Genomic DNA, 17,664 nt, shown 5'->3' on the forward strand with positions numbered 1-17,664 from the left:
AATCCCGGCCGCGGTCCGGATTTATCAATTCCGGTGGATATCCCGATCGTTGTGGATAACCGGGCCACTCGTTCCGGTGATCAGCGGGGCGAGACGACCGCCGCCAGCAGCCCCGGCCCCGTGTGCGCGCCGATCACCGCGCCGACCTCGCTGACGTGCAGCTCGACCAGGCCGGGGATGCGCTCACGGAGCCGCTGCGCGAGCTTCTCGGCCCGCTCGGGCGCCGCGAGGTGGTGCACGGCCACGTCGACGCTGCCCGCCCCGGCCCGCTCGACGGCCAGCTCCTCGAGGCGGGCGATGGCCTTGGAGGCCGTACGGACCTTCTCCAGCATCTCGATCCGCCCGCCCTCCAGCGTGAGCAGCGGCTTGACGGCGAGGGCCGAGCCCAGGAGGGCCTGGGCGGCCCCGATGCGGCCTCCGCGGCGCAGGTAGTCGAGGGTGTCCACGTAGAAGTACGCCGACATGTCCGCGGCCCGCTTCTCGGCGGCGGCCACGGCCTCGTCCACGGAACCGCCGGCTTCGGCCGCCTCGGCGGCGGCGAGGGCGCAGAACCCGAGGGCCATCGCGACCATGCCGGTGTCGACGACGCGGACGGGGACCGGGGCGGTCTTGGCGGCGACCACGGCGGCGTCGTAGGTGCCGGAGAACTCGGCGGACAGGTGCAGGCTGACGATGCCGGTCGCACCGGCCTCTGCGGCCGCCCGGTAGGCCCGTACGAACTCCTCCGGGCTGGGGCGGGAGGTGGTGACCGGCCGCCGCTTCTGCAGGGCCAGGGCGAGGCTGCGGGCCGAGATCTCGGTGCCCTCCTCGAGGGCCTCGTCGCCGAGCACCACGGTCAGCGGGACGGAGATGATTCCGTGCCGCGACATGGCCGGTTGGGGCAGGTAGGCCGTGGAATCGGTGACGATCGCGACATGGCGGGACATGAGCCGGAGGTTACCGCCAGTGGGGGTGGGACGGCAGCCCAGCCCCTGGCCGGGGGGGCGGAGCGGCCGCTGCGCCGCCGCTTGGGCCCCGCGCTGCGCACGGGCCGGCATCCCACCCGCCCACTCGTTCGAGGAGCGGACAGGAGGCAATTCCGCCGCCGCCCCAGAGCCGTCGGCGTCTGCACCGGCATTGCGCCCGGCAGACCGGCCGCGAGCCTGCCACCGGCCCCGGCGCCCGCCCCGGTCAGCGATTGCGGCTCAGGTCGTCGTCTCCGGCCGCGGGGTCTTCTGCCACGGGTGGCGGGTCGGCGGGGCCGACGGGTTCAGGGCCGCCGGCCGGGGGTCCTGGGTGCGCCCGGGGCGTCCCGCCGGGGGCTCCGGGGAACGGCCTGCGGGCCCTGCCGCGGACGCCTGCTGGGCGTCCCACGCCGCTGCCGCCGCCGCGAGGTCGTCCACCGATTCACGGGACCAGTCCCGCAGCGCCCCCGATTCGACCTCGATCTGCTCCGACAGCGTCGACAGGTCGTCCTGCGCGAAGCGCCGGGCCCGGTCGCGGGCCGCCCACCGCAGCGAGTCCGCGGCCTGCGTGATCTTGGCCGTCCGCTCCTTCAGCTCCGGCAGCATCCCGCTGATCCGCCCCCGGTCCGGCTCCTGCTCCAGCCGCTTCAGCTCGTCGTCCAGCTCGTGCCCGTGCGCGCTCAGCCGCTCGAACAGCCCGATCGACTCCTTCAGCGAGGCATCCGCCTGAACCCCCTGGTACAGCGCCTGCTGGGTGGCCCGCATCGACGTCCGCAGGTCCAGCCGCAGCTGCGCCAGTGCCCCGGCCACGCCCACCTGCCCGAAGCTCTTCGCCTTCAGCGCGGTGTCCTCCACGGTCCGGCGGGCCTGCGTGAGGGTGCGGTCCACGCCGCGCTTCGCCGCGCCGACGACCTTCACCGTGGCCCAGGCACCCAGCCCCAGGAAGGCGAACAGCACCAACAGGGCAAAGATGATGATCAACGCGCCCGCCTCCATGAGAGGCTCCCTTCCCCTGCCGATACCGTCCCCTCCACCGTAAACGCCACGGGCAGGTTGGGGGTTCCAAACGAACCCCCAACCTGCCCGTACGGGAACACCCCTAGATCAACCAGACCGACCGGATCGCTCAGCCCGACCGGATCAGGGGCACGGCGCCTCAGACGACGATGTTCACCAGCTTCGGCGCGCGCACGATCACCTTGCGGATCTCGGCCCCGCCCAGCGCCGCCACGACCGCCTCGTCGGCCAGCGCCAGCTGCTCCAGGTCACCCTCGGAGATCGTCGGCGGCACCTCCAGGCGGGCCTTGACCTTGCCCTTGATCTGGACGACGCAGGTCACGCTCTCGTCCACGACGTACGCAGGGTCCGCGACCGGGAAGTCCCGGTGGACCACCGAATCGCTGTGGCCCAGGCGGTGCCACAGCTCCTCCGCGATGTGCGGGGCCAGCGGGGCGATCAGCAGGACCAGCCGCTCCGCGACCGAGCGCTCCAGCGGGCGGCCGGCCTTGGTCAGCGCGTTGTTCAGCTCGGTGATCTTCGCGATGGCGGTGTTGAAGCGCAGCCCCGCCATGTCCGCGCCGGCCCCGTCGATCGCCTTGTGCAGCGCGCGCAGGGTGTCCTCGCCCGGCTCGCCGTCCACGACGGTGACCGCGCCGGACTCCTCGTCCACGATGTTGCGCCACAGGCGCTGCAGCAGCCGGTACTGGCCCACCACGGCCCGGGTGTCCCACGGACGCGAGACGTCCAGCGGGCCCATCGCCATCTCGTACAGGCGCAGGGTGTCCGCGCCGTACTCCTCGCAGATCTCGTCCGGCGTGACGGCGTTCTTCAGGGACTTGCCCATCTTGCCGTGCTCGCGCTTGACCGGCTCGCCCTGGTAGAAGTAGCCGCCGTCGCGCTCCTCGACCTCGGCAGCCGGCACGTACACACCGCGCGCGTCGGTGTACGCGTACGCCTGGATCATGCCCTGGTTGAACAGCTTGTGGAACGGCTCGGCCGACGAGACGTGGCCCAGGTCGAACAGCACCTTCGACCAGAAGCGCGCGTACAGCAGGTGCAGCACCGCGTGCTCGGCGCCGCCGACGTACAGGTCGACACCGCCGTGCGGAGCGCCCTCGCGCGGCCCCATCCAGTACTGCTCGATCTCCGGGCTGACCAGCGCGGACCCGTTGCGCGGGTCCAGGTAGCGCAGCTCGTACCAGCAGGAACCGGCCCAGTTGGGCATGGTGTTGGTCTCGCGGCGGTACGGGCGCACCCCGCGGCCGTCGCCCAGGTCCAGCTCGACGCTGACCCACTCTTCGTTCCGCGACAGCGGGGTCTCCGGCTTGGAGGTGGCGTCGTCCGGCTCGAACGTGCGCGGCGAGTAGTCCTCGACCTCGGGCAGTTCCAGCGGCAGCATCGACTCGGGCAGCGCGTGCGCGATGCCGTCCTCGTCGTAGACGATCGGGAAGGGCTCGCCCCAGTAGCGCTGGCGGCTGAACAGCCAGTCGCGCAGGCGGAAGTTGACGGTGCCCTCACCGATGCCCTGCTCGGCCAGCCACGCGGTGATGGCGGCCTTCGCCTCGACGACGCCCAGGCCGTCCAGGGAGACGCCCTCGCCCGTCGAGTTCACGATGGTGCCGTCGTACGAGGAGAACGCGTCATCCCACTCGGCCGGGTCGGCGTCGCGGTCGTCCGAGGGCTCCACGACGCAGCGCATCGGCAGCTCGAAGGCGCGCGCGAACTCGAAGTCGCGGCTGTCGTGCGCCGGGACGGCCATGATCGCGCCGGTGCCGTAGCCCATCAGCACGTAGTCCGCGATGAAGACGGGGACCTGGTCGCCGCTGACCGGGTTGACCGCGTACGCGCCGGTGAAGACACCGGTCTTGTCCTTGGCCTCCGCCTGGCGCTCGACGTCCGACTTCCCGGCGGCCTGCTTGCGGTACGCGTCGACGGCCTCGCCGGGGGTCGCGGCGCCGCCGGTCCACACCTGGTGCGTGCCCTCGGGCCACTCGGCGGGGACGATCTTCTCGACCAGCTCGTGCTCGGGCGCCAGCACCATGTAGGTGGCGCCGAACAGGGTGTCGGGCCGCGTGGTGAACACCGTGATGGCGTCGTCGCCGACCGCGAAGTCGACGCGTGCGCCCTCGCTGCGTCCGATCCAGTTCCGCTGCTGCAGCTTGATGGCCTCGGGCCAGTCCAGCGCGTCCAGGTCGTCCAGCAGCCGGTCGGCGTACGCGGTGATCCGCATGTTCCACTGGCTCAGCTTGGCCTTGAAGACCGGGAAGTTGCCGCGCTCGGAGCGGCCGTCCGCGGTGACCTCCTCGTTGGCCAGTACGGTGCCCAGCCCGGGGCACCAGTTCACGGGCGCGTCCGAGGCGTACGCCAGCCGGTACTCGTTCAGCACGCCGGCGCGCTCGCCCGCGGTCAGGTCGGCCCAGGCGCGGCCCCCGGGGACCTCACGGGAGCCGTCCTCGAAGGCTGCGACCAGCTCGGCGATCGGGCGGGCCTTGGCCGCGTCCGCGTCGTACCAGGAGTTGTAGACCTGCAGGAAGATCCACTGGGTCCACTTGTAGTAGTCCGGGTCGATCGTCGCGAACGAGCGGCGCTTGTCGTGGCCCAGGCCCAGCCGGCGCAGCTGGAGCTTCATGTTCTCGATGTTCGCCTCGGTGGACACGCGCGGGTGCGTGCCGGTCTGCACGGCGTACTGCTCGGCCGGCAGGCCGAAGGCGTCGAATCCCAGGGTGTGCAGGACGTTGTGGCCGGTCATCCGCTGGTGGCGGGCGAAGACGTCGGTGGCGATGTACCCCAGCGGGTGACCGACGTGCAGGCCCGCACCGGAGGGGTACGGGAACATGTCCATGATGAACTTCTTGGGCCGCGCGACGACCGCCGCGTCCCCGGCCAGGTCACCGGTCGGGTTGGGGGCCTCGTAGGTGCCCTGCGCGTCCCATACGTCCTGCCAGCGTGCCTCGATGTCGGCGGCCATGGCAGCCGTGTAACGGTGCGCCTCGGCCGCCTCGGGGGCCGGGGTGTTCGTCTCGCTCATGATTTCTGAAGCTCCATCGATCGTCTCTGCCGTCTCTGCCTGCCCAAACGAAAAAACCCCTCGCACAGGAGGGGGCGCCGCGCCGATGCCGACCGTCTCGAAGGGTCGGCACTGATCAGCGCGGCTCGGTAAGCAGAAGGCGTACGGCACGCATGGCGCCAGGGTACCGCAGCGGGTCCGGCGGCCGCTCGACCGTTCCGCACAACGAGAAACGGACCACCCGATCCGGGTGGTCCGCTTCTCTTCTGTGGAGCTAAGGAGAATTGAACTCCTGACCTCCTGCATGCCATGCAGGCGCTCTACCAACTGAGCTATAGCCCCTTGCTTCTCTGCCGCCGGGCCCCTGCTCGGTTTCCCTTGCCGGTTCCCCCTGGCGACATCGAGAACATTACACGGTCATGGCCCAGGTCCAAAAATCGATTTCCGGGCGTTCGGCTTCGCCCGGTTCATCCCGTTCCGGACTCTGTTCCAGACCCCGCTCCTCATCCCTGTTCCGCGCCGCGGCTCTAGGCTCTGGCGAACTGGTAGAACCGCTTGAGCGTGCAGTGCTCGTCGAGCAGTCGGCCGTAGATCGGCTCCCCCTCCAGCTCGCGGTACGTCTCGATCGGGTCGCCTTTTATGATCAGCGCCCGCGCGCATTCCTCGCACCAGTACTGGTAGTCGGGGTTGACCGGGTCCATGTCCCGCACGATCGGCGTGCCGTTGTTGCACCAGTCGCACCGCCGCCGGTGTGCACCCATCCGTCAGCGACTCCCTCCCGCATCGGGCCGTCGACTCACCCCTCCGGCGGTCCGATTCTGCCACGTGGTACGGGGCAGGTCAGCAGGCATCGAAGGAACAAACGGAAGGATCCCGCCCCCTGTTGGGGACGGGATCCTGATTGTGGAGCTAAGGAGAATTGAACTCCTGACCTCCTGCATGCCATGCAGGCGCTCTACCAACTGAGCTATAGCCCCGCTCTCCGCTGCGCTCTCCCCGTTTCCGGTGTTCTGCGCTGCGAACAAGAAGAACTCTAGCCTGCGACCAGCCGGAAAGTGAAATCCGGGTGGGAGCCGCCCTGAGGCGGTCTCAGTCGTCGTCGCCGAGCACCGGTTCCGGCAGCGTGCCGGCGTTGTGCTCCATCAGACGCCAGCCGCGCGCGCCCTCGCCGAGGACGGACCAGCAGCAGTTGGAGAGCCCGCCCAGGCTCTCCCAGTCGTACGCCTCCAGGCCCAGCAGACGGCCGATGGTCGTACGGATGGTCCCGCCGTGGCTGACCACGACGAGCGTGCCGCCCTCCGGCAGCCGGCCGGCGTGCTCGAGCACCACCGGCGCCGCACGGTCGGCGACCTCGGTCTCCAGCTCGCCGCCGCCTCGGCGGACGGGCTCGCCGCGCTTCCACGCCGCGTACTGCTCGCCGTACTTCTTGATGATCTCGTCGTGCGTGAGGCCCTGCCACTCACCGGCGTACGTCTCGCGCAGCGCGGCGTCGTGGGTCACGGCCAGGCCCGTGACGGCGACCAGCTCGGCGGCCGTGGCGGCGGCCCGCTTCAGGTCGGAGGCCACGATGGCGTCCGGCTGCAGCGAGGCGAGCAGCCGGGCGGCGCGGCGCGCCTGCGCCACACCCGTCTCGGTCAGCTCGATGTCCGTGGAGCCCTGGAAGCGGCGCTCCAGATTCCACGAGGTCTGGCCGTGTCGCCAGAGGACGATCTTCCGGCCGGTCTTCCCGGTGGCGGTCGCGCTCAGAACAGATCACCGTCCAGGTCGTCGTCGCCCGCCGCCTCGCGCAGCTTGGCGTGCTCCTCCGCCTTGCCCTTGGTGAGCTTGGCGTCTTCGGGCAGCTCGATCTCGGGGCAGTCCTTCCACAGGCGCTCCAGCGCGTAGAAGACCCGCTCCTCGCTGTGCTGCACGTGGACGACGATGTCGATGTAGTCGAGCAGGATCCAGCGGGCGTCGCGGTCGCCCTCGCGGCGCACCGGCTTGGCGCCGAGCTCCTTGAGCAGGCGCTCCTCGATCTCGTCGACGATCGACTTGACCTGGCGGTCGTTGGGCGCCGAGGCGAGCAGGAAGGCATCGGTGATCGACAGCACGTCGCTGACGTCGTACGCGATGATGTCGTGCGCGAGCCGGTCGGCCGCGGCCTGGGCGGCGGCGGTGATGAGCTCGATGGAGCGGTCCGTGGCGGTCACTGGCCATGCTTTCGGGTTGGCGGGCAGATCCTTACAAGGGTCTCATGTACCGCCGACCCCGCCCGCGCGCAGCGTCCCGCGCGGGCCGGGGCACTCCCCAAAGGCCTGGTCAGGCCCGGGTCAGGACGGTTTGTAGTCCTTGCCCAGGGTCACCACGACGTCGGCGTTCACGGCGTTCTCGCCCTTCTTCACGGCGGTCTCCGGCAGGCCCAGCGTCTTGGCGACCTCGACCGCCTTGGCCCGCTGCGCGTCGTCCTGGTACGTGATCTGCGTGGCGGGCTGGGTCTTGTCGGCCTTGCCGCCGTCCACGAAGGTGTAGCCGCCGTTCAGCAGGGCCGCCTTCGCCGCGACCTGCGTCTTGTCGTCGCCGGTGGCGTCCTTGAGGCCGACGCGCGGCGCGGTGCCGGCCTGGGCCGCCGTGAAGCTGCCGCCGAGCACCTCCTTGACGACGTTCTTGTTGGCGTCGTCGGTGAGCGTGCCGTCCGGCTTCACCGCGAGGACGTCCGTGCGGTACGCGTCGGCGCCCTCCTTGGCGTGCTCGCCGAGCCTGGCCAGCAGGGCGCCGAGGGCCTGGGCGTTCAGGGAGGGGTCGAGGATCTGGCCCATGCTCTCGACGGTGACGGTCGCCGACTTCGCGTCGCCGGGGATCTTGCGCAGCACGCCGTAGAGGACCTTGCCGAGGCGGTCCAGCTGCTTTGCCTCGGGCTCGCCCTGGGCGCGGTGGGTGGCGTAAGCGACGGCCATCGCACCGCTGAGGTGCTGCTTCTGGCCCTGGGCCACGGCCGGGGTCTTGGCGGCGTCGTCGGCCGGGACCGCGGTGTCGGTGTCGGTCTCGATGCCGCCGACCAGCTCGACCAGGTTCTCCAGGAAGGGGGTGTCCAGGCGCCAGGTGCCGCCGATGTGGGTGCCGAGCACCGAGTCGAGGGAGTCCCGTACGCCCACGCCGCCGTCCTCGACCGCCTTGCCGAGGCCCGCGGCGGTGCCGTCGTCCTTGGGGACGCCCAGCGTGTTCGGCAGCAGGACGGTGGCGCCCTTCTTGGTGGTGACGTTGTCGACGAGCAGCGCCGTGGAGGTGCCGCCCTTCTTGGTGTTGTGCAGGTGGACGACGATCATGTCGCGCTTCTGCGGTCCGGCGGCGGCCGCGGAGTCCTTCTTCTGCCCGGGGCCGTCGAGGAACGGCAGCTTGCCCGCGTACCAGAGGTAGCCGACGCCGCCGACGACGAAGAGGGCGAGGACGACGATCAGGGCGACCACCCGGTTGCGGCCGCGGCGGCGGGCCTCCTCGCGGCGCTCGGTCCGGCTCTCGGTGAACTTGAGCCAGTCGATGACGTCCTCGGAGTCCTCGTCCGGCTGATCGATGAACGCGAACTGCTCGGTGCGGTAGTCGGGCGCGGCCTGCCCGTCCTCCTCGGCCCGGCGCGGTTCGGGGACCTGGGCGGGGCGCGGGGGCTGCGGCCCGGCCGCGGGGGCCGGGGCGGGGGGCTGCTCGGGGGCGGCCTGCTGCGGGATCCACTGCTGGGTCTGCTGCGTGTGCTGGGTGTCGTACCCGTAGCCGGGGGCCTGGGTGTACTCCTGCTGCCCGTAGTCAGGGGCGGCCGGCTGCTGCGGCTGCTGCTGCGGGTAGTACGCCTGCTGGCCGTAGCCCTGGTGGTCGTAGCCGTACTGCTGCTCGTACGCCTGCTCGTACTGGGCGGGCTGCGCGGGCACCTGGCCGTACACCGGCCGCCCGTACGCGTCGTAGCCGATGAGCTGCTGCTCCTGTGCGGCGTACGGGTCGTACGGCTCCTGTCGGTCGTTCACCGCGGGGCCCCTCTCTCCGGAAGCTCAGGCTCCCCGGTACAGCTCACGCTTGTCGATGTAGCGCACCACACCGTCGGGCACCAAATACCAGACAGGATCCCCCTGGGCGACCCGTGCGCGGCAGTCCGTGGACGAAATCGCCAGGGCGGGCACCTGCACCAGCGAGACGCCGTCCTCGGGGAGCCCGTCGTCGGTGAGCACGTGGCCCGGCCGGGTCACTCCGATGAAGTGGGCGAGCGAGAAGAGCTCGTCGGCGTTCCGCCAGGTCAGGATCTGGGCGAGGGCGTCGGCGCCGGTGATGAAGAAGAGGTCGGCGTCTTCGTTGAGCGCGCTCAGATCCCGCAGGGTGTCGATCGTGTACGTCGGCCCGCCGCGGTCGATGTCGATGCGGCTCACCGAGAACTGGGGGTTCGAGGCCGTCGCGATGACCGTCATCAGATAGCGGTCCTCGGCGGGGGACACGGCGCGCTGCGACTTCTGCCACGGCTGGCCGGTCGGTACGAACACCACCTCGTCGAGGTGGAACAGGGCGGCCACTTCACTGGCGGCCACCAGGTGTCCGTGGTGGATCGGGTCGAATGTCCCGCCCATCACGCCGAGCCGGCGCTTGACCGGGCCGGTAGGCATCTCCTGCTCTCCCATGAGCGCAGAGCCTACTGGCCCGGCGGAGCGGTGCGGACCCGCATTCGAGCGTGTGCGCGAGCGCGGGTTCAGCGGTCGCGGTTCAGGCGCGTGGTCACCCAGAGCATCAGCAGCAGGATGAACAGCGCGCCGCCACCGGTCAGGTACGGGTTCAGGCTGTCGTGGTTGCCGCCGTGCTGCTCGGCGCCCTCCGACGCGAGAACGACCAGGTTGTGGGCGGTGGTGGAGAGGCTCATCAGGCAGATACCTATCGAGTCGGGGAGCGGGCGGAGACTTCGCTCACATCGTATGCGGGGGCCTGGGGCACGCTCACGCCGACTCAGGCGTTGGAGAGGATAGACGCAGAAGCGCACAGGCCGATCAAGGGGGAGGGCGTTATGACGGAGACCGGGTTCGAGAAGGTACCGGCGCGGGACCGCAGGAGGTTTCCCGGAATTTCCTCGCGCGCGTACGAGCACCCGGCGGACCGCTCGGCGCTGGTGGCGCTGCGCAAGCTGAGCGGGTTCGACACCGTGTTCAAGGCCCTGAGCGGGCTGCTTCCGGAGCGGAGCCTGCGCCTGCTCTTCCTGTCGGAATCCGTCCGGGTGGGCGAGACCCAGTTCCCGCACCTGTACGAGATGCTGCGCGACGCCTGTTACATCCTGGACCTGGAGAGGGTCCCGCAGATGTACGTGCAGCAGGACCCGAAGCCGAACGCGATGTGCATCGGGCTGGACGAGCCGATCATCGTGGTGACGACGGGCCTGGTCGAGCTGCTCGACGAGGAGGAGATGCGGGCGGTCGTGGGCCACGAGGTGGGCCATGCGCTGTCGGGGCACGCGGTGTACCGCACGATCCTGCTGTTCCTGACGGGTCTGGCGCTGAAGGTGGCGTGGATCCCGCTGGGCAATGTGGCGATCATGGCGATCGTGACCGCGCTGCGGGAGTGGTTCCGCAAGTCGGAGCTGTCCGCGGACCGGGCGGGGCTGCTGGTCGGGCAGGACGTGAACGCGTCGATGCGGGGCCTGATGAAGATCGCGGGCGGCAACCACCTCCACGAGATGAACGTGGACTCCTTCCTGGCCCAGGCCGAGGAGTACGAGTCGAGCGGCGATCTGCGCGACTCGGTGCTGAAGATCCTCAATGTGCTGCCGCGGACGCATCCCTTCACCACCGTGCGGGCGGCCGAGCTGAAGAAGTGGTCGCAGCACCGGGACTACCAGCGGATCATGGACGGCCACTACCCGCGGCGGGACGAGGACAAGGACACCTCGGTCACGGACTCCTTCCGGGAGTCGGCCTCGCACTACGCGGACGCGGTGCGCAGCAGCAAGGACCCGCTGTTCAAGCTGGTCGGCGACATCGCGGGCGGCGCGGCCGACGTCGGCGGCAAGCTGCGCGACAAGTTCACGGGTGCGGCCGGCGGCGCCGGTACGGGCTCGGGCGCCGAGAACAAGGGCGGCCCCACTACGGAGCAGGGCTGACGGGGGCGGTCCCGGCGGCCGTGGGTGGCGCCAGTACCCCGCACAGCCCGGCGGTGCGCCGCGGGGTGCCGCTGGCGTACGGGTCGCTCGCGGCCGGGCCGACCGTGGTGGGTCCCGCCCCGGCCAGGACCGGGCGGAAGCCTTCGGCGGGATCGGTGGAGCAGTCCTGTGGACCGGCCATCACATAGGCCGAGACGAGCTCCGCCCGCCGGGCCGCCAGGTCTTCCCGGTCGAAGCGCAGCCGCAGCTCGCGCCGGACGGTGAAGAGCGAGGCTCCGTCGGCCGCGGCCGGGGATCCGGTGGCGGGGCGCACGGCGTACACGAAGGCGTGGTCGCTGGTCACCTCGAGCACGTCCGCGGAGACCTCCTCAAAGGCGAGGGTTCCGCCCACCCGGACCCGGGTGTCGGCGACGACGGCCGTGCCCGGGTCGAAGCGGACCAGCCAGCCGGTGGAGGCGTGCCGCCCGTCACCGGAGGGCGAGGTCATGCTGCGGTCGAACTGCGCCAGCTGCTCGGGGTCGAGCAGGACGCGCACGGGCCGGGTGGCAGCGCCGGCCAGGACGTCGGGGTCCAGCGAGGACTGCACCAGGTAGTCCTTGGCGATCGACAGGGCGGTGACGACCTGCCCCTCGGTGAAGTGGTGAGTGCGGCGCACGGCCGGCAGGGTGATCCCGGCCGCCCCGACGCGGTACTCGGCCGCCGGGCTCTTCGCGTACAGGTCGACGGGCCGCCCGCCGGGCACGGCGGTGCTCGGCGCGAGGGGCACGACCGTACTGCTCAGCGGATCGGTCCGGCCGGTGGACGGGGGTCCGGCCGGGTTGCTCAGGCCCATGTAGACGGCCGCTGCGAAGGCCACGGCGATGAGCAGCACCAGCAGCATGCCCTGGCGGGCTCCCCGGCCGGGCGTGCTGGTCCGGGGCCGGGAGGAGCCGCCGCCGGACCAGATGGACCGGCTGCGGACGGCCCGCGCATGCTCGCCCATCCGCTCCTGGGCGGAGAACTCCTGGAGCCGGGCAGCCCGGACGAAGTCCTCGTCGAACACCACCGATCGGTACTCGTCCGACCGGAACTCCTCGTCGCCCCCGCCGATGCCCTCGGGGGTGCCGTCGGGTGGGTCTCCTGGCACGGCCATTGCTTCTCCCCGCTGTCCCCGCTTCAGAGAAGCCCCCAGCTCCGGCGAACGCGAGTGGGGTCGTACCTTCAGGGTTGGCGGCCGACGGGGTACATAAACGCTCCGGCGCCGCTGACTTCCGTCAGCGGGGTGCTGGCGGGCGCGGGAGCGTGGTCCGCGTCGCTCGAGGCGCTGCGGTAGACGGCGCTGAAGGCGAGGGCGACCATGCCGAGGCCCATCACGAAGGCGAGCACCCAGGCGACCGGGCGCAGCCAGGGCGAGCGGCCCCGGTAGGGGCGCAGGGCGCCGCCGTAGGCCCCGTACGGGCCTTCCGCGTAGCTGGCGCCGTATTCCCAGCCGGGTTCGTCGATGCCGTACCCGTCGGGGCGGCCGTAGCCGTAGTCGTCGTCCGAGGTCCAGCCGCCGGCGACGGCGCGGGCGGCTTCCGCCTCCGCGCGCGCCCGGTCGGCGGCCCGCTGGCGCTCTGCGGCGCTCGGTTCATGGATCTCGGCGTTCCGGACGAAGTCCTCGTCGAACACCACGGAGGCGAAGTCGTGATCCGCGCCTCCGCGGTCGTCGTTGTCGGGCTCCCCGTCGTCCGGGAACTTGCCCCCCACGTCGTCCGGCACAGCAACAGCCTAGACCTGGGGGGCTGCTTTGGGCAGGGTGTGCGCCGAAATCCGGCCACCCGGCGTTCGAGGTCCGACTACCGAACGTGACCGTCGCCCGTGACGATGTACTTGGTGGAGGTGAGCTCCGGGAGGCCCATCGGGCCGCGGGCGTGCAGTTTCTGCGTGGAGATCCCGATCTCGGCGCCGAAGCCGAACTGGCCACCGTCGGTGAACCGGGTGGAGGCATTTACGGCGACCGTGGTCGAGTCGACCAGCTGGGTGAAGCGGCGGGCGGCGGCCTGCGAGGTGGTGACGATCGCCTCGGTGTGGCCGGAGGTCCAGCGGCGGATGTGGGCGACGGCGTCGTCGAGGGAGTCCACGACGCCGGCGGCGATGTCGTAGGAGAGGTACTCGGCGGCCCAGTCCTCGTCGGTGGCGGGGAGCGCGGTGGCCTTGGAGTTCTCGGCGGCCGCGAGGACCCGGTCGTCGCCGTGGACGGTGACGCCGGCGTCGGCGAGGGCGTCGAGGGCGCGCGGCAGGAAGGCGTCGGCGATGTCGCGGTGGACGAGGAGCGTCTCGGCGGAGTTGCAGACGGAGGGCCGCTGCGCCTTGGAGTTGATGAGGATGTCCACGGCCATGTCCAGGTCGGCCTGGGCGTCCACGTAGACGTGGCAGTTGCCGGTACCGGTCTCGATGACCGGGACGATGGACTCCTCGACGACGGTCTTGATGAGGGAGGCGCCGCCGCGCGGAATGAGGACGTCGACGAGGCCGCGGGCGCGCATCAGCTCGCGGACGGAGTCGCGGGACTCGCCGGGGACCAGCTGGATCGCGTTGGCGGGCAGGCCTGCGCTCTCGACGGCGTCGCGCAGGATGGCGACGAGGGCGGTGTTGGAGGCGTAGGCGGAGGAGCTGCCGCGCAGCAGGACCGCGTTGCCGGACTTGAGGCAGAGGGCGGCGGCGTCGACGGTGACGTTGGGGCGGGCCTCGTAGATGATGCCGACGACGCCGAGCGGGACGCGGATCTGGCGCAGGTCGATCCCGTTGGGGAGGGTCGAGCCGCGGACGACCTCGCCGACGGGGTCGGGGAGGGCGGCGACGTCGCGCACGTCGGAGGCGATGGCGCGGACGCGCTCGGGGGTGAGTGTGAGGCGGTCGATGACAGTCTCGCTGGTGCCGGCGGCGCGCGCCTTGTCGGTGTCGACGGCGTTGGCGGTGACGATCTCGGCCGTACGGGCCTCCAGGGCGTCCGCGATGGCCAGCAGCGCGGTGTCCTTGGCGGACCGCGGGAGGGGGGCGATGGCCGCGGCGGCGGTGCGGGCCGCTTGCGCGGTGGCGATCACGGGCGAGACGGGGGCGTCGAGCGAGGTCATGCCGCCCAGGGTAGTCCCCGGCCCCGCCCCGGCCGACGGGGTTCCATCCCGCGAGATGCCCTTGTTCGATGCACTGGCCGGGGTGCGGCTAGTGGGCCCTGCGGGGCTCGTCCCCTACCCGCCCTTCCGCCATTCCCCGGGCTCCGCCCCGGACCCCGAAAGACCCCGGGCTCCGCCCCGGACCCCGCGCCTCAAACGCCGGCGGGGCTGGGTGGTGCCGGTGGGCCGGATGCGGCCCTAGTACGGGTGGACACCCACCGGGTGCGCGGGAGGTGGACCGTAGCCCTCCGCCACTCGGAGGTGGTACGTCGCGCGGTCGATGACCTCCAGGCCGACGATCTCCCACGGCGGGAGCTGCGCCGAGGAGCGGTGTTCGCCCCACAGGCGCAGGGCGACGGCCGCGGCGTCGTGAAGGTCGCGGGCCTCCTCCCAGTACCGGATCTCCGCATGGTCGTCGGCGTACCGGCTGGTGAGGAGGAACGGGTGGTCGTGGGCCAGCTGTTCCAGCCCGCGTCGGACCTCCGACAGCGGCGCCGGCTTGCCCGAGACGCTCAGGGTGACGTGCCAGAGGCGGGAGGCTTCGTCCTGCTCGCCGTCCCCGCCGCCGCTGATGCTGGTCAGCGCTCGTCTCACCAGCCCGCCTCCTGTCTGCGCCATGCCTGTCCGCCCCTCACAGTTGACCAGTCCCCGGCCCGCCGCGCGGCGGTTTTACCGAACCTCAGCCCTGCAGCAGGACCAGATCGTCGCGGTGTACGACCTCGCGCTCGTACTCCGGGCCGAGTTCCTTCGCAAGCTCCCGGGTGGAGCGGCCGAGGAGCTGCGGGAGTTCCTTGGCGTCGAAGTTGACCAGCCCGCGGGCCACGGCGCGGCCGTCGGGCGCGCGCAGTTCCACCGGGTCGCCGGCGACGAACTCTCCCTCGACCGCGGCGATCCCTGCGGGCAGCAGGGAGCTGCCGCGCTCGGTCACCGCGCGTACGGCGCCCTCGTCCAGGACCAGGTGCCCCTGCGGGGTCGAGGCGTGCTGGAGCCACAGCAGCCGGTCCGCCGAGCGGCGGCCGGTGGCGTGGAAGTGCGTACCGGTAGGCCGCCCGGCCAGGGCGTCCGCGGCCTGGCTCGCCGAGGTGAGGACGACCGGGATGCCGGCCGCCGCCGCGATCCGCGCCGCCTCGACCTTGGTGACCATGCCGCCGGTGCCCACGCCCGCCTTGCCGGAGCTGCCGATGGAGACGTGCGCGATGTCCTCGGGGCCGCGCACCTCGTCGATGCGGGTGGTGCCGGGCAGCGACGGGTCGCCGTCGTACAGGCCGTCCACGTCGGACAGGAGAACGAGGAGGTCGGCGCGGACCAGGTGGGCGACGAGGGCCGCGAGCCGGTCGTTGTCGCCGAAGCGGATCTCGTCCGTGGCGACGGTGTCGTTCTCGTTGACCACCGGCAGGGCGCCCATGGCCAGGAGCTGGTCCAGGGTCCGGTACGCGTTGCGGTAGTGGGCGCGCCGGCTGGTGTCGTCGCTGGTCAGCAGCACCTGGCCGACGCGGACTCCGTACCGGGCGAAGGAGGCGGTGTACCGAGCGACCAGCAGCCCCTGCCCGACGCTGGCGGCTGCCTGCTGCCGGGCCAGGTCCGTGGGGCGACGGCGCAGGCCGAGCGGGGAGAGCCCGGCGGCGATGGCTCCGCTGGAGACGAGGACGATCTCCTTCTCGCCGCCGCTGCGGGCCTTGGCCAGTACGTCGACCAGGGCGTCCACCCGATCGGCGTCGAGTCCGCCGGCCGCGGTGGTCAAGGAGGAGGATCCGACCTTGACCACGATCCTGCGGGCGTCCACGACACCTTGCCTAGCCGCTGACACGTCTGTCCCCTTGCCCCTTGCCGGTACGTCTGCCACCTCAATCTACGGGGTGCCCCGGAGCGGCCGCTCAGGGGTTTCAGACGGTGGACTCAGCCCGCGGACCCGCTGCGGGCCGGCTCCGGGTTCTCGGCCGCGGCTGCCGCGCCCGGGACCAGGATCTTGCGGGACAGCAGGTACGTGAACGGGATCGCCACGACGGCGGCGACGAGCGGGGCGATCCGGGTGTCGAGCCCGGCCCAGGTCACCAGGGCGTAGAGCCCGGCGGACTGGATCACGTAGTTCGTGACGTTCGTCAGGGGGAAGAGGAGGAACTTCTTCCAGGTGGGCTTGGTCCGGTAGGTGAAGTAGGTGTTCATGAAGAACGAGCCGACCATCGCCAGCAGGAAGGCGAGGGTGTAGGCGAGGAAGTACGGCATCCACGGGTGCAGGAGCAGGTAGATGGCGAAGAAGGTGCCGGTGTTGACCGCGCCGACGAGGCCGAAGCGGAGGATCTGGCCCAGCTGGGTTCGCATGGTTCAGCGCACCTCGTGCTCGGCGGAGACCGTGAGGCGCGAGGCGGACAGGCCGCCGCGTTCGCGTTCCGCCTGGACCCGGGTGGTGTCGGGCCGGGCCTGCGCGTCCGCGCCGTGCGCCTCCTTGACCAGGAAGTGCGGGCGGCGCTTGGTCTCGTAGTAGATGCGGCCGATGTACTCGCCGATCAGACCCAGCATGATCATCTGAACGCCGCCGATGCCGACGATGATCGCCACGAGGGTGACGTAACCGGGTGCGTCGACCCCGTGGGTCATGGCCATGACCGCGATGTACAGGGCGTACAGGGCGGTCAGCGCCACCAGGGACACGCCGGCCCAGATGCCGATGCGCAGCGGCCGGTTGTTGAAGGAGATCAGCCCGTCCATGGCGTAGTTCAGCAGGGAGCCGAACTTCCACTTCGTCTCGCCGGCCTCGCGCTGGGCGTTGCGGTAGTCGAAGTGGACGGTGTCGAAGCCGATCCAGGAGAAGAGGCCCTTGGAGAAGCGGTTGTACTCCGGCAGCGACAGCAGCGCGTCCACGGCAGGCCGGGACAGCAGGCGGAAGTCCCCGACGCCGTCGGTGAGCTCCACGTCGACCCAGCGGTTGACGCCCCGGTAGTAGAGGCGGCTGAGCGCGGAGCGGACCTTCTTGTCGCCCTCGCGGGTGCGGCGGGCGATGATCTGGTCGTGGCCCTGCCGGTAGTAGTCGAGCATGGTGGCGATGAGCTCCGGCGGGTGCTGGAGATCGGCGTCCATGATCACGACGGCGTCGCCGGTGGCCTCGCGCAGACCGGCGAGCATGCCGGCCTCCTTGCCGAAGTTGCGGCTGAAGGAGACGTACCGGGTACGGTCACCGTGTTCGGCGGCGATCTTGCGGAGCTTGGCGAGGGTCCCGTCGCGGCTGCCGTCGTCGACGTAGCAGACCTCGTACTCGACGGGCAGGGAGTCCAGGACCCTGCGGATCTCCACGTCGAAGCTGTCGATCACGGCTTCTTCGTTGTAGCAAGGGACGACTACGGACAGCTTCGTCATGAACACTTCCTGCTGGGTCCGAACGGGTGATTGCCGGCGACCGGACCCGCCGCACACCTCTTCCTTAGAAGTATGCACGTCGAGGGTCGGCCTGCCGGATCCGAGCGCAGCACACGGTAGCTTTGACGGGTTAAG

17 protein-coding genes and 2 tRNA genes are annotated in these 17,664 nt (G+C 71.2%); 1 reads left to right on the forward strand and 18 read right to left on the reverse strand.

The annotated features are described in order from the left end of the window. Nucleotides 1–80: 80 nt before the first annotated feature. The 11 genes from AB0M76_RS08000 to AB0M76_RS08050 all read right to left on the reverse strand — a co-directional run bounded on the left by AB0M76_RS08000 (nt 81) and on the right by AB0M76_RS08050 (nt 9,817). Nucleotides 81–926 carry a DegV family protein gene (locus AB0M76_RS08000; RefSeq protein ID WP_365952096.1) on the reverse strand — a complete coding sequence of 282 codons (846 nt, stop codon included), beginning with the start codon at nt 924–926 and terminating at the stop codon, nt 81–83. Nucleotides 927–1,184: 258 nt separating this feature from the next. After that, nucleotides 1,185–1,940 (reverse strand): hypothetical protein, encoded by a 756-nt coding sequence (locus AB0M76_RS08005; RefSeq protein WP_365952097.1) that lies wholly within the window; start codon nt 1,938–1,940, stop codon nt 1,185–1,187. A 160-nt stretch (nt 1,941–2,100) separates the two neighbouring features. After that, nucleotides 2,101–4,971, reverse strand: coding sequence for a leucine--tRNA ligase (gene leuS, locus AB0M76_RS08010; RefSeq protein WP_365952098.1), 2,871 nt, complete (start codon nt 4,969–4,971; stop codon nt 2,101–2,103). Nucleotides 4,972–5,219: 248 nt separating this feature from the next. Continuing rightward, nucleotides 5,220–5,292: transfer RNA gene (locus AB0M76_RS08015), tRNA-Ala, on the reverse strand. A gap of 185 nt (nt 5,293–5,477) precedes the next feature. Then, nucleotides 5,478–5,711 carry a hypothetical protein gene (locus AB0M76_RS08020; RefSeq protein ID WP_008738908.1) on the reverse strand — a complete coding sequence of 78 codons (234 nt, stop codon included), beginning with the start codon at nt 5,709–5,711 and terminating at the stop codon, nt 5,478–5,480. A 143-nt stretch (nt 5,712–5,854) separates the two neighbouring features. Continuing rightward, a tRNA-Ala gene (locus tag AB0M76_RS08025) sits at nt 5,855–5,927 on the reverse strand. Between the two features lie 112 nt (nt 5,928–6,039). Continuing rightward, nucleotides 6,040–6,696, reverse strand: a complete 657-nt coding sequence (locus AB0M76_RS08030; protein WP_365952350.1) for a histidine phosphatase family protein — start codon at nt 6,694–6,696, stop codon at nt 6,040–6,042. After that, on the reverse strand, nt 6,693–7,139 hold the full coding sequence (gene rsfS, locus AB0M76_RS08035; RefSeq protein WP_053786810.1) for a ribosome silencing factor: 447 nt from the start codon (nt 7,137–7,139) through the stop codon (nt 6,693–6,695). Before rsfS ends, AB0M76_RS08030 begins: the two co-directional genes overlap by 4 nt. Nucleotides 7,140–7,259: 120 nt before the next feature. Further along, nucleotides 7,260–8,939 (reverse strand): LCP family protein, encoded by a 1,680-nt coding sequence (locus AB0M76_RS08040; RefSeq protein ID WP_365952099.1) that lies wholly within the window; start codon nt 8,937–8,939, stop codon nt 7,260–7,262. Nucleotides 8,940–8,963: 24 nt separating this feature from the next. Beyond that, entirely contained in the window at nt 8,964–9,581 is a 618-nt protein-coding gene (gene nadD, locus AB0M76_RS08045; protein WP_030297205.1) for a nicotinate-nucleotide adenylyltransferase, read from the reverse strand. 68 nt (nt 9,582–9,649) lie between these two features. After that, nucleotides 9,650–9,817 carry a hypothetical protein gene (locus tag AB0M76_RS08050; protein ID WP_037635354.1) on the reverse strand — a complete coding sequence of 56 codons (168 nt, stop codon included), beginning with the start codon at nt 9,815–9,817 and terminating at the stop codon, nt 9,650–9,652. 141 nt (nt 9,818–9,958) lie between these two features. Between AB0M76_RS08050 and AB0M76_RS08055 the strand changes: the two genes are divergently transcribed. Beyond that, nucleotides 9,959–11,044, forward strand: a complete 1,086-nt coding sequence (locus AB0M76_RS08055; protein ID WP_365952100.1) for a M48 family metallopeptidase — start codon at nt 9,959–9,961, stop codon at nt 11,042–11,044. Here the strand turns inward: AB0M76_RS08055 and AB0M76_RS08060 are convergent. The 7 genes from AB0M76_RS08060 to AB0M76_RS08090 all read right to left on the reverse strand — a co-directional run bounded on the left by AB0M76_RS08060 (nt 11,028) and on the right by AB0M76_RS08090 (nt 17,529). Continuing rightward, a complete protein-coding gene (locus AB0M76_RS08060) occupies nt 11,028–12,176 on the reverse strand; it encodes a hypothetical protein (RefSeq protein WP_365952101.1) in 1,149 nt (382 codons plus the stop codon). The genes AB0M76_RS08055 and AB0M76_RS08060 overlap by 17 nt on opposite strands. A gap of 68 nt (nt 12,177–12,244) precedes the next feature. Further along, nucleotides 12,245–12,784, reverse strand: a complete 540-nt coding sequence (locus AB0M76_RS08065) for a hypothetical protein (protein ID WP_365952102.1) — start codon at nt 12,782–12,784, stop codon at nt 12,245–12,247. Nucleotides 12,785–12,861: 77 nt separating this feature from the next. After that, nucleotides 12,862–14,139, reverse strand: a complete 1,278-nt coding sequence (locus tag AB0M76_RS08070) for a glutamate-5-semialdehyde dehydrogenase (protein WP_365952103.1) — start codon at nt 14,137–14,139, stop codon at nt 12,862–12,864. 237 nt (nt 14,140–14,376) lie between these two features. Further along, a complete protein-coding gene (locus AB0M76_RS08075; RefSeq protein ID WP_234321066.1) occupies nt 14,377–14,772 on the reverse strand; it encodes a hypothetical protein in 396 nt (131 codons plus the stop codon). Between the two features lie 85 nt (nt 14,773–14,857). Further along, nucleotides 14,858–15,985 carry a glutamate 5-kinase gene (proB, locus tag AB0M76_RS08080; protein WP_365952104.1) on the reverse strand — a complete coding sequence of 376 codons (1,128 nt, stop codon included), beginning with the start codon at nt 15,983–15,985 and terminating at the stop codon, nt 14,858–14,860. Between the two features lie 89 nt (nt 15,986–16,074). Beyond that, complete coding sequence (locus tag AB0M76_RS08085; RefSeq protein ID WP_266667107.1) at nt 16,075–16,497, reverse strand: GtrA family protein; 423 nt, start codon at nt 16,495–16,497, stop codon at nt 16,075–16,077. Nucleotides 16,498–16,500: 3 nt separating this feature from the next. Beyond that, nucleotides 16,501–17,529, reverse strand: coding sequence for a glycosyltransferase family 2 protein (locus AB0M76_RS08090; protein ID WP_365952105.1), 1,029 nt, complete (start codon nt 17,527–17,529; stop codon nt 16,501–16,503). Nucleotides 17,530–17,664 lie beyond the last annotated feature (135 nt).

The sequence above is a fragment of the Streptomyces sp. NPDC051364 genome, from assembly GCF_040682115.1.
Lineage (GTDB): Bacteria > Actinomycetota > Actinomycetes > Streptomycetales > Streptomycetaceae > Streptomyces.

Bases quoted from the DNA above. Each gene is read 5' to 3' on its own strand.
- AB0M76_RS08060 (WP_365952101.1), bottom strand. From the start codon at position 12,176: ATGGCCGTGCCAGGAGACCCACCCGACGGCACCCCCGAGGGCATCGGC.
- leuS (WP_365952098.1), bottom strand. From the start codon at position 4,971: ATGAGCGAGACGAACACCCCGGCCCCCGAGGCGGCCGAGGCGCACCGT.
- AB0M76_RS08050 (WP_037635354.1), bottom strand. From the start codon at position 9,817: ATGAGCCTCTCCACCACCGCCCACAACCTGGTCGTTCTCGCGTCGGAG.
- AB0M76_RS08070 (WP_365952103.1), bottom strand. From the start codon at position 14,139: ATGACCTCGCTCGACGCCCCCGTCTCGCCCGTGATCGCCACCGCGCAA.
- AB0M76_RS08020 (WP_008738908.1), bottom strand. From the start codon at position 5,711: ATGGGTGCACACCGGCGGCGGTGCGACTGGTGCAACAACGGCACGCCG.
- AB0M76_RS08055 (WP_365952100.1), top strand. From the start codon at position 9,959: ATGACGGAGACCGGGTTCGAGAAGGTACCGGCGCGGGACCGCAGGAGG.
- AB0M76_RS08000 (WP_365952096.1), bottom strand. From the start codon at position 926: ATGTCCCGCCATGTCGCGATCGTCACCGATTCCACGGCCTACCTGCCC.
- AB0M76_RS08090 (WP_365952105.1), bottom strand. From the start codon at position 17,529: ATGACGAAGCTGTCCGTAGTCGTCCCTTGCTACAACGAAGAAGCCGTG.
- AB0M76_RS08085 (WP_266667107.1), bottom strand. From the start codon at position 16,497: ATGCGAACCCAGCTGGGCCAGATCCTCCGCTTCGGCCTCGTCGGCGCG.
- nadD (WP_030297205.1), bottom strand. From the start codon at position 9,581: ATGGGAGAGCAGGAGATGCCTACCGGCCCGGTCAAGCGCCGGCTCGGC.
- AB0M76_RS08005 (WP_365952097.1), bottom strand. From the start codon at position 1,940: ATGGAGGCGGGCGCGTTGATCATCATCTTTGCCCTGTTGGTGCTGTTC.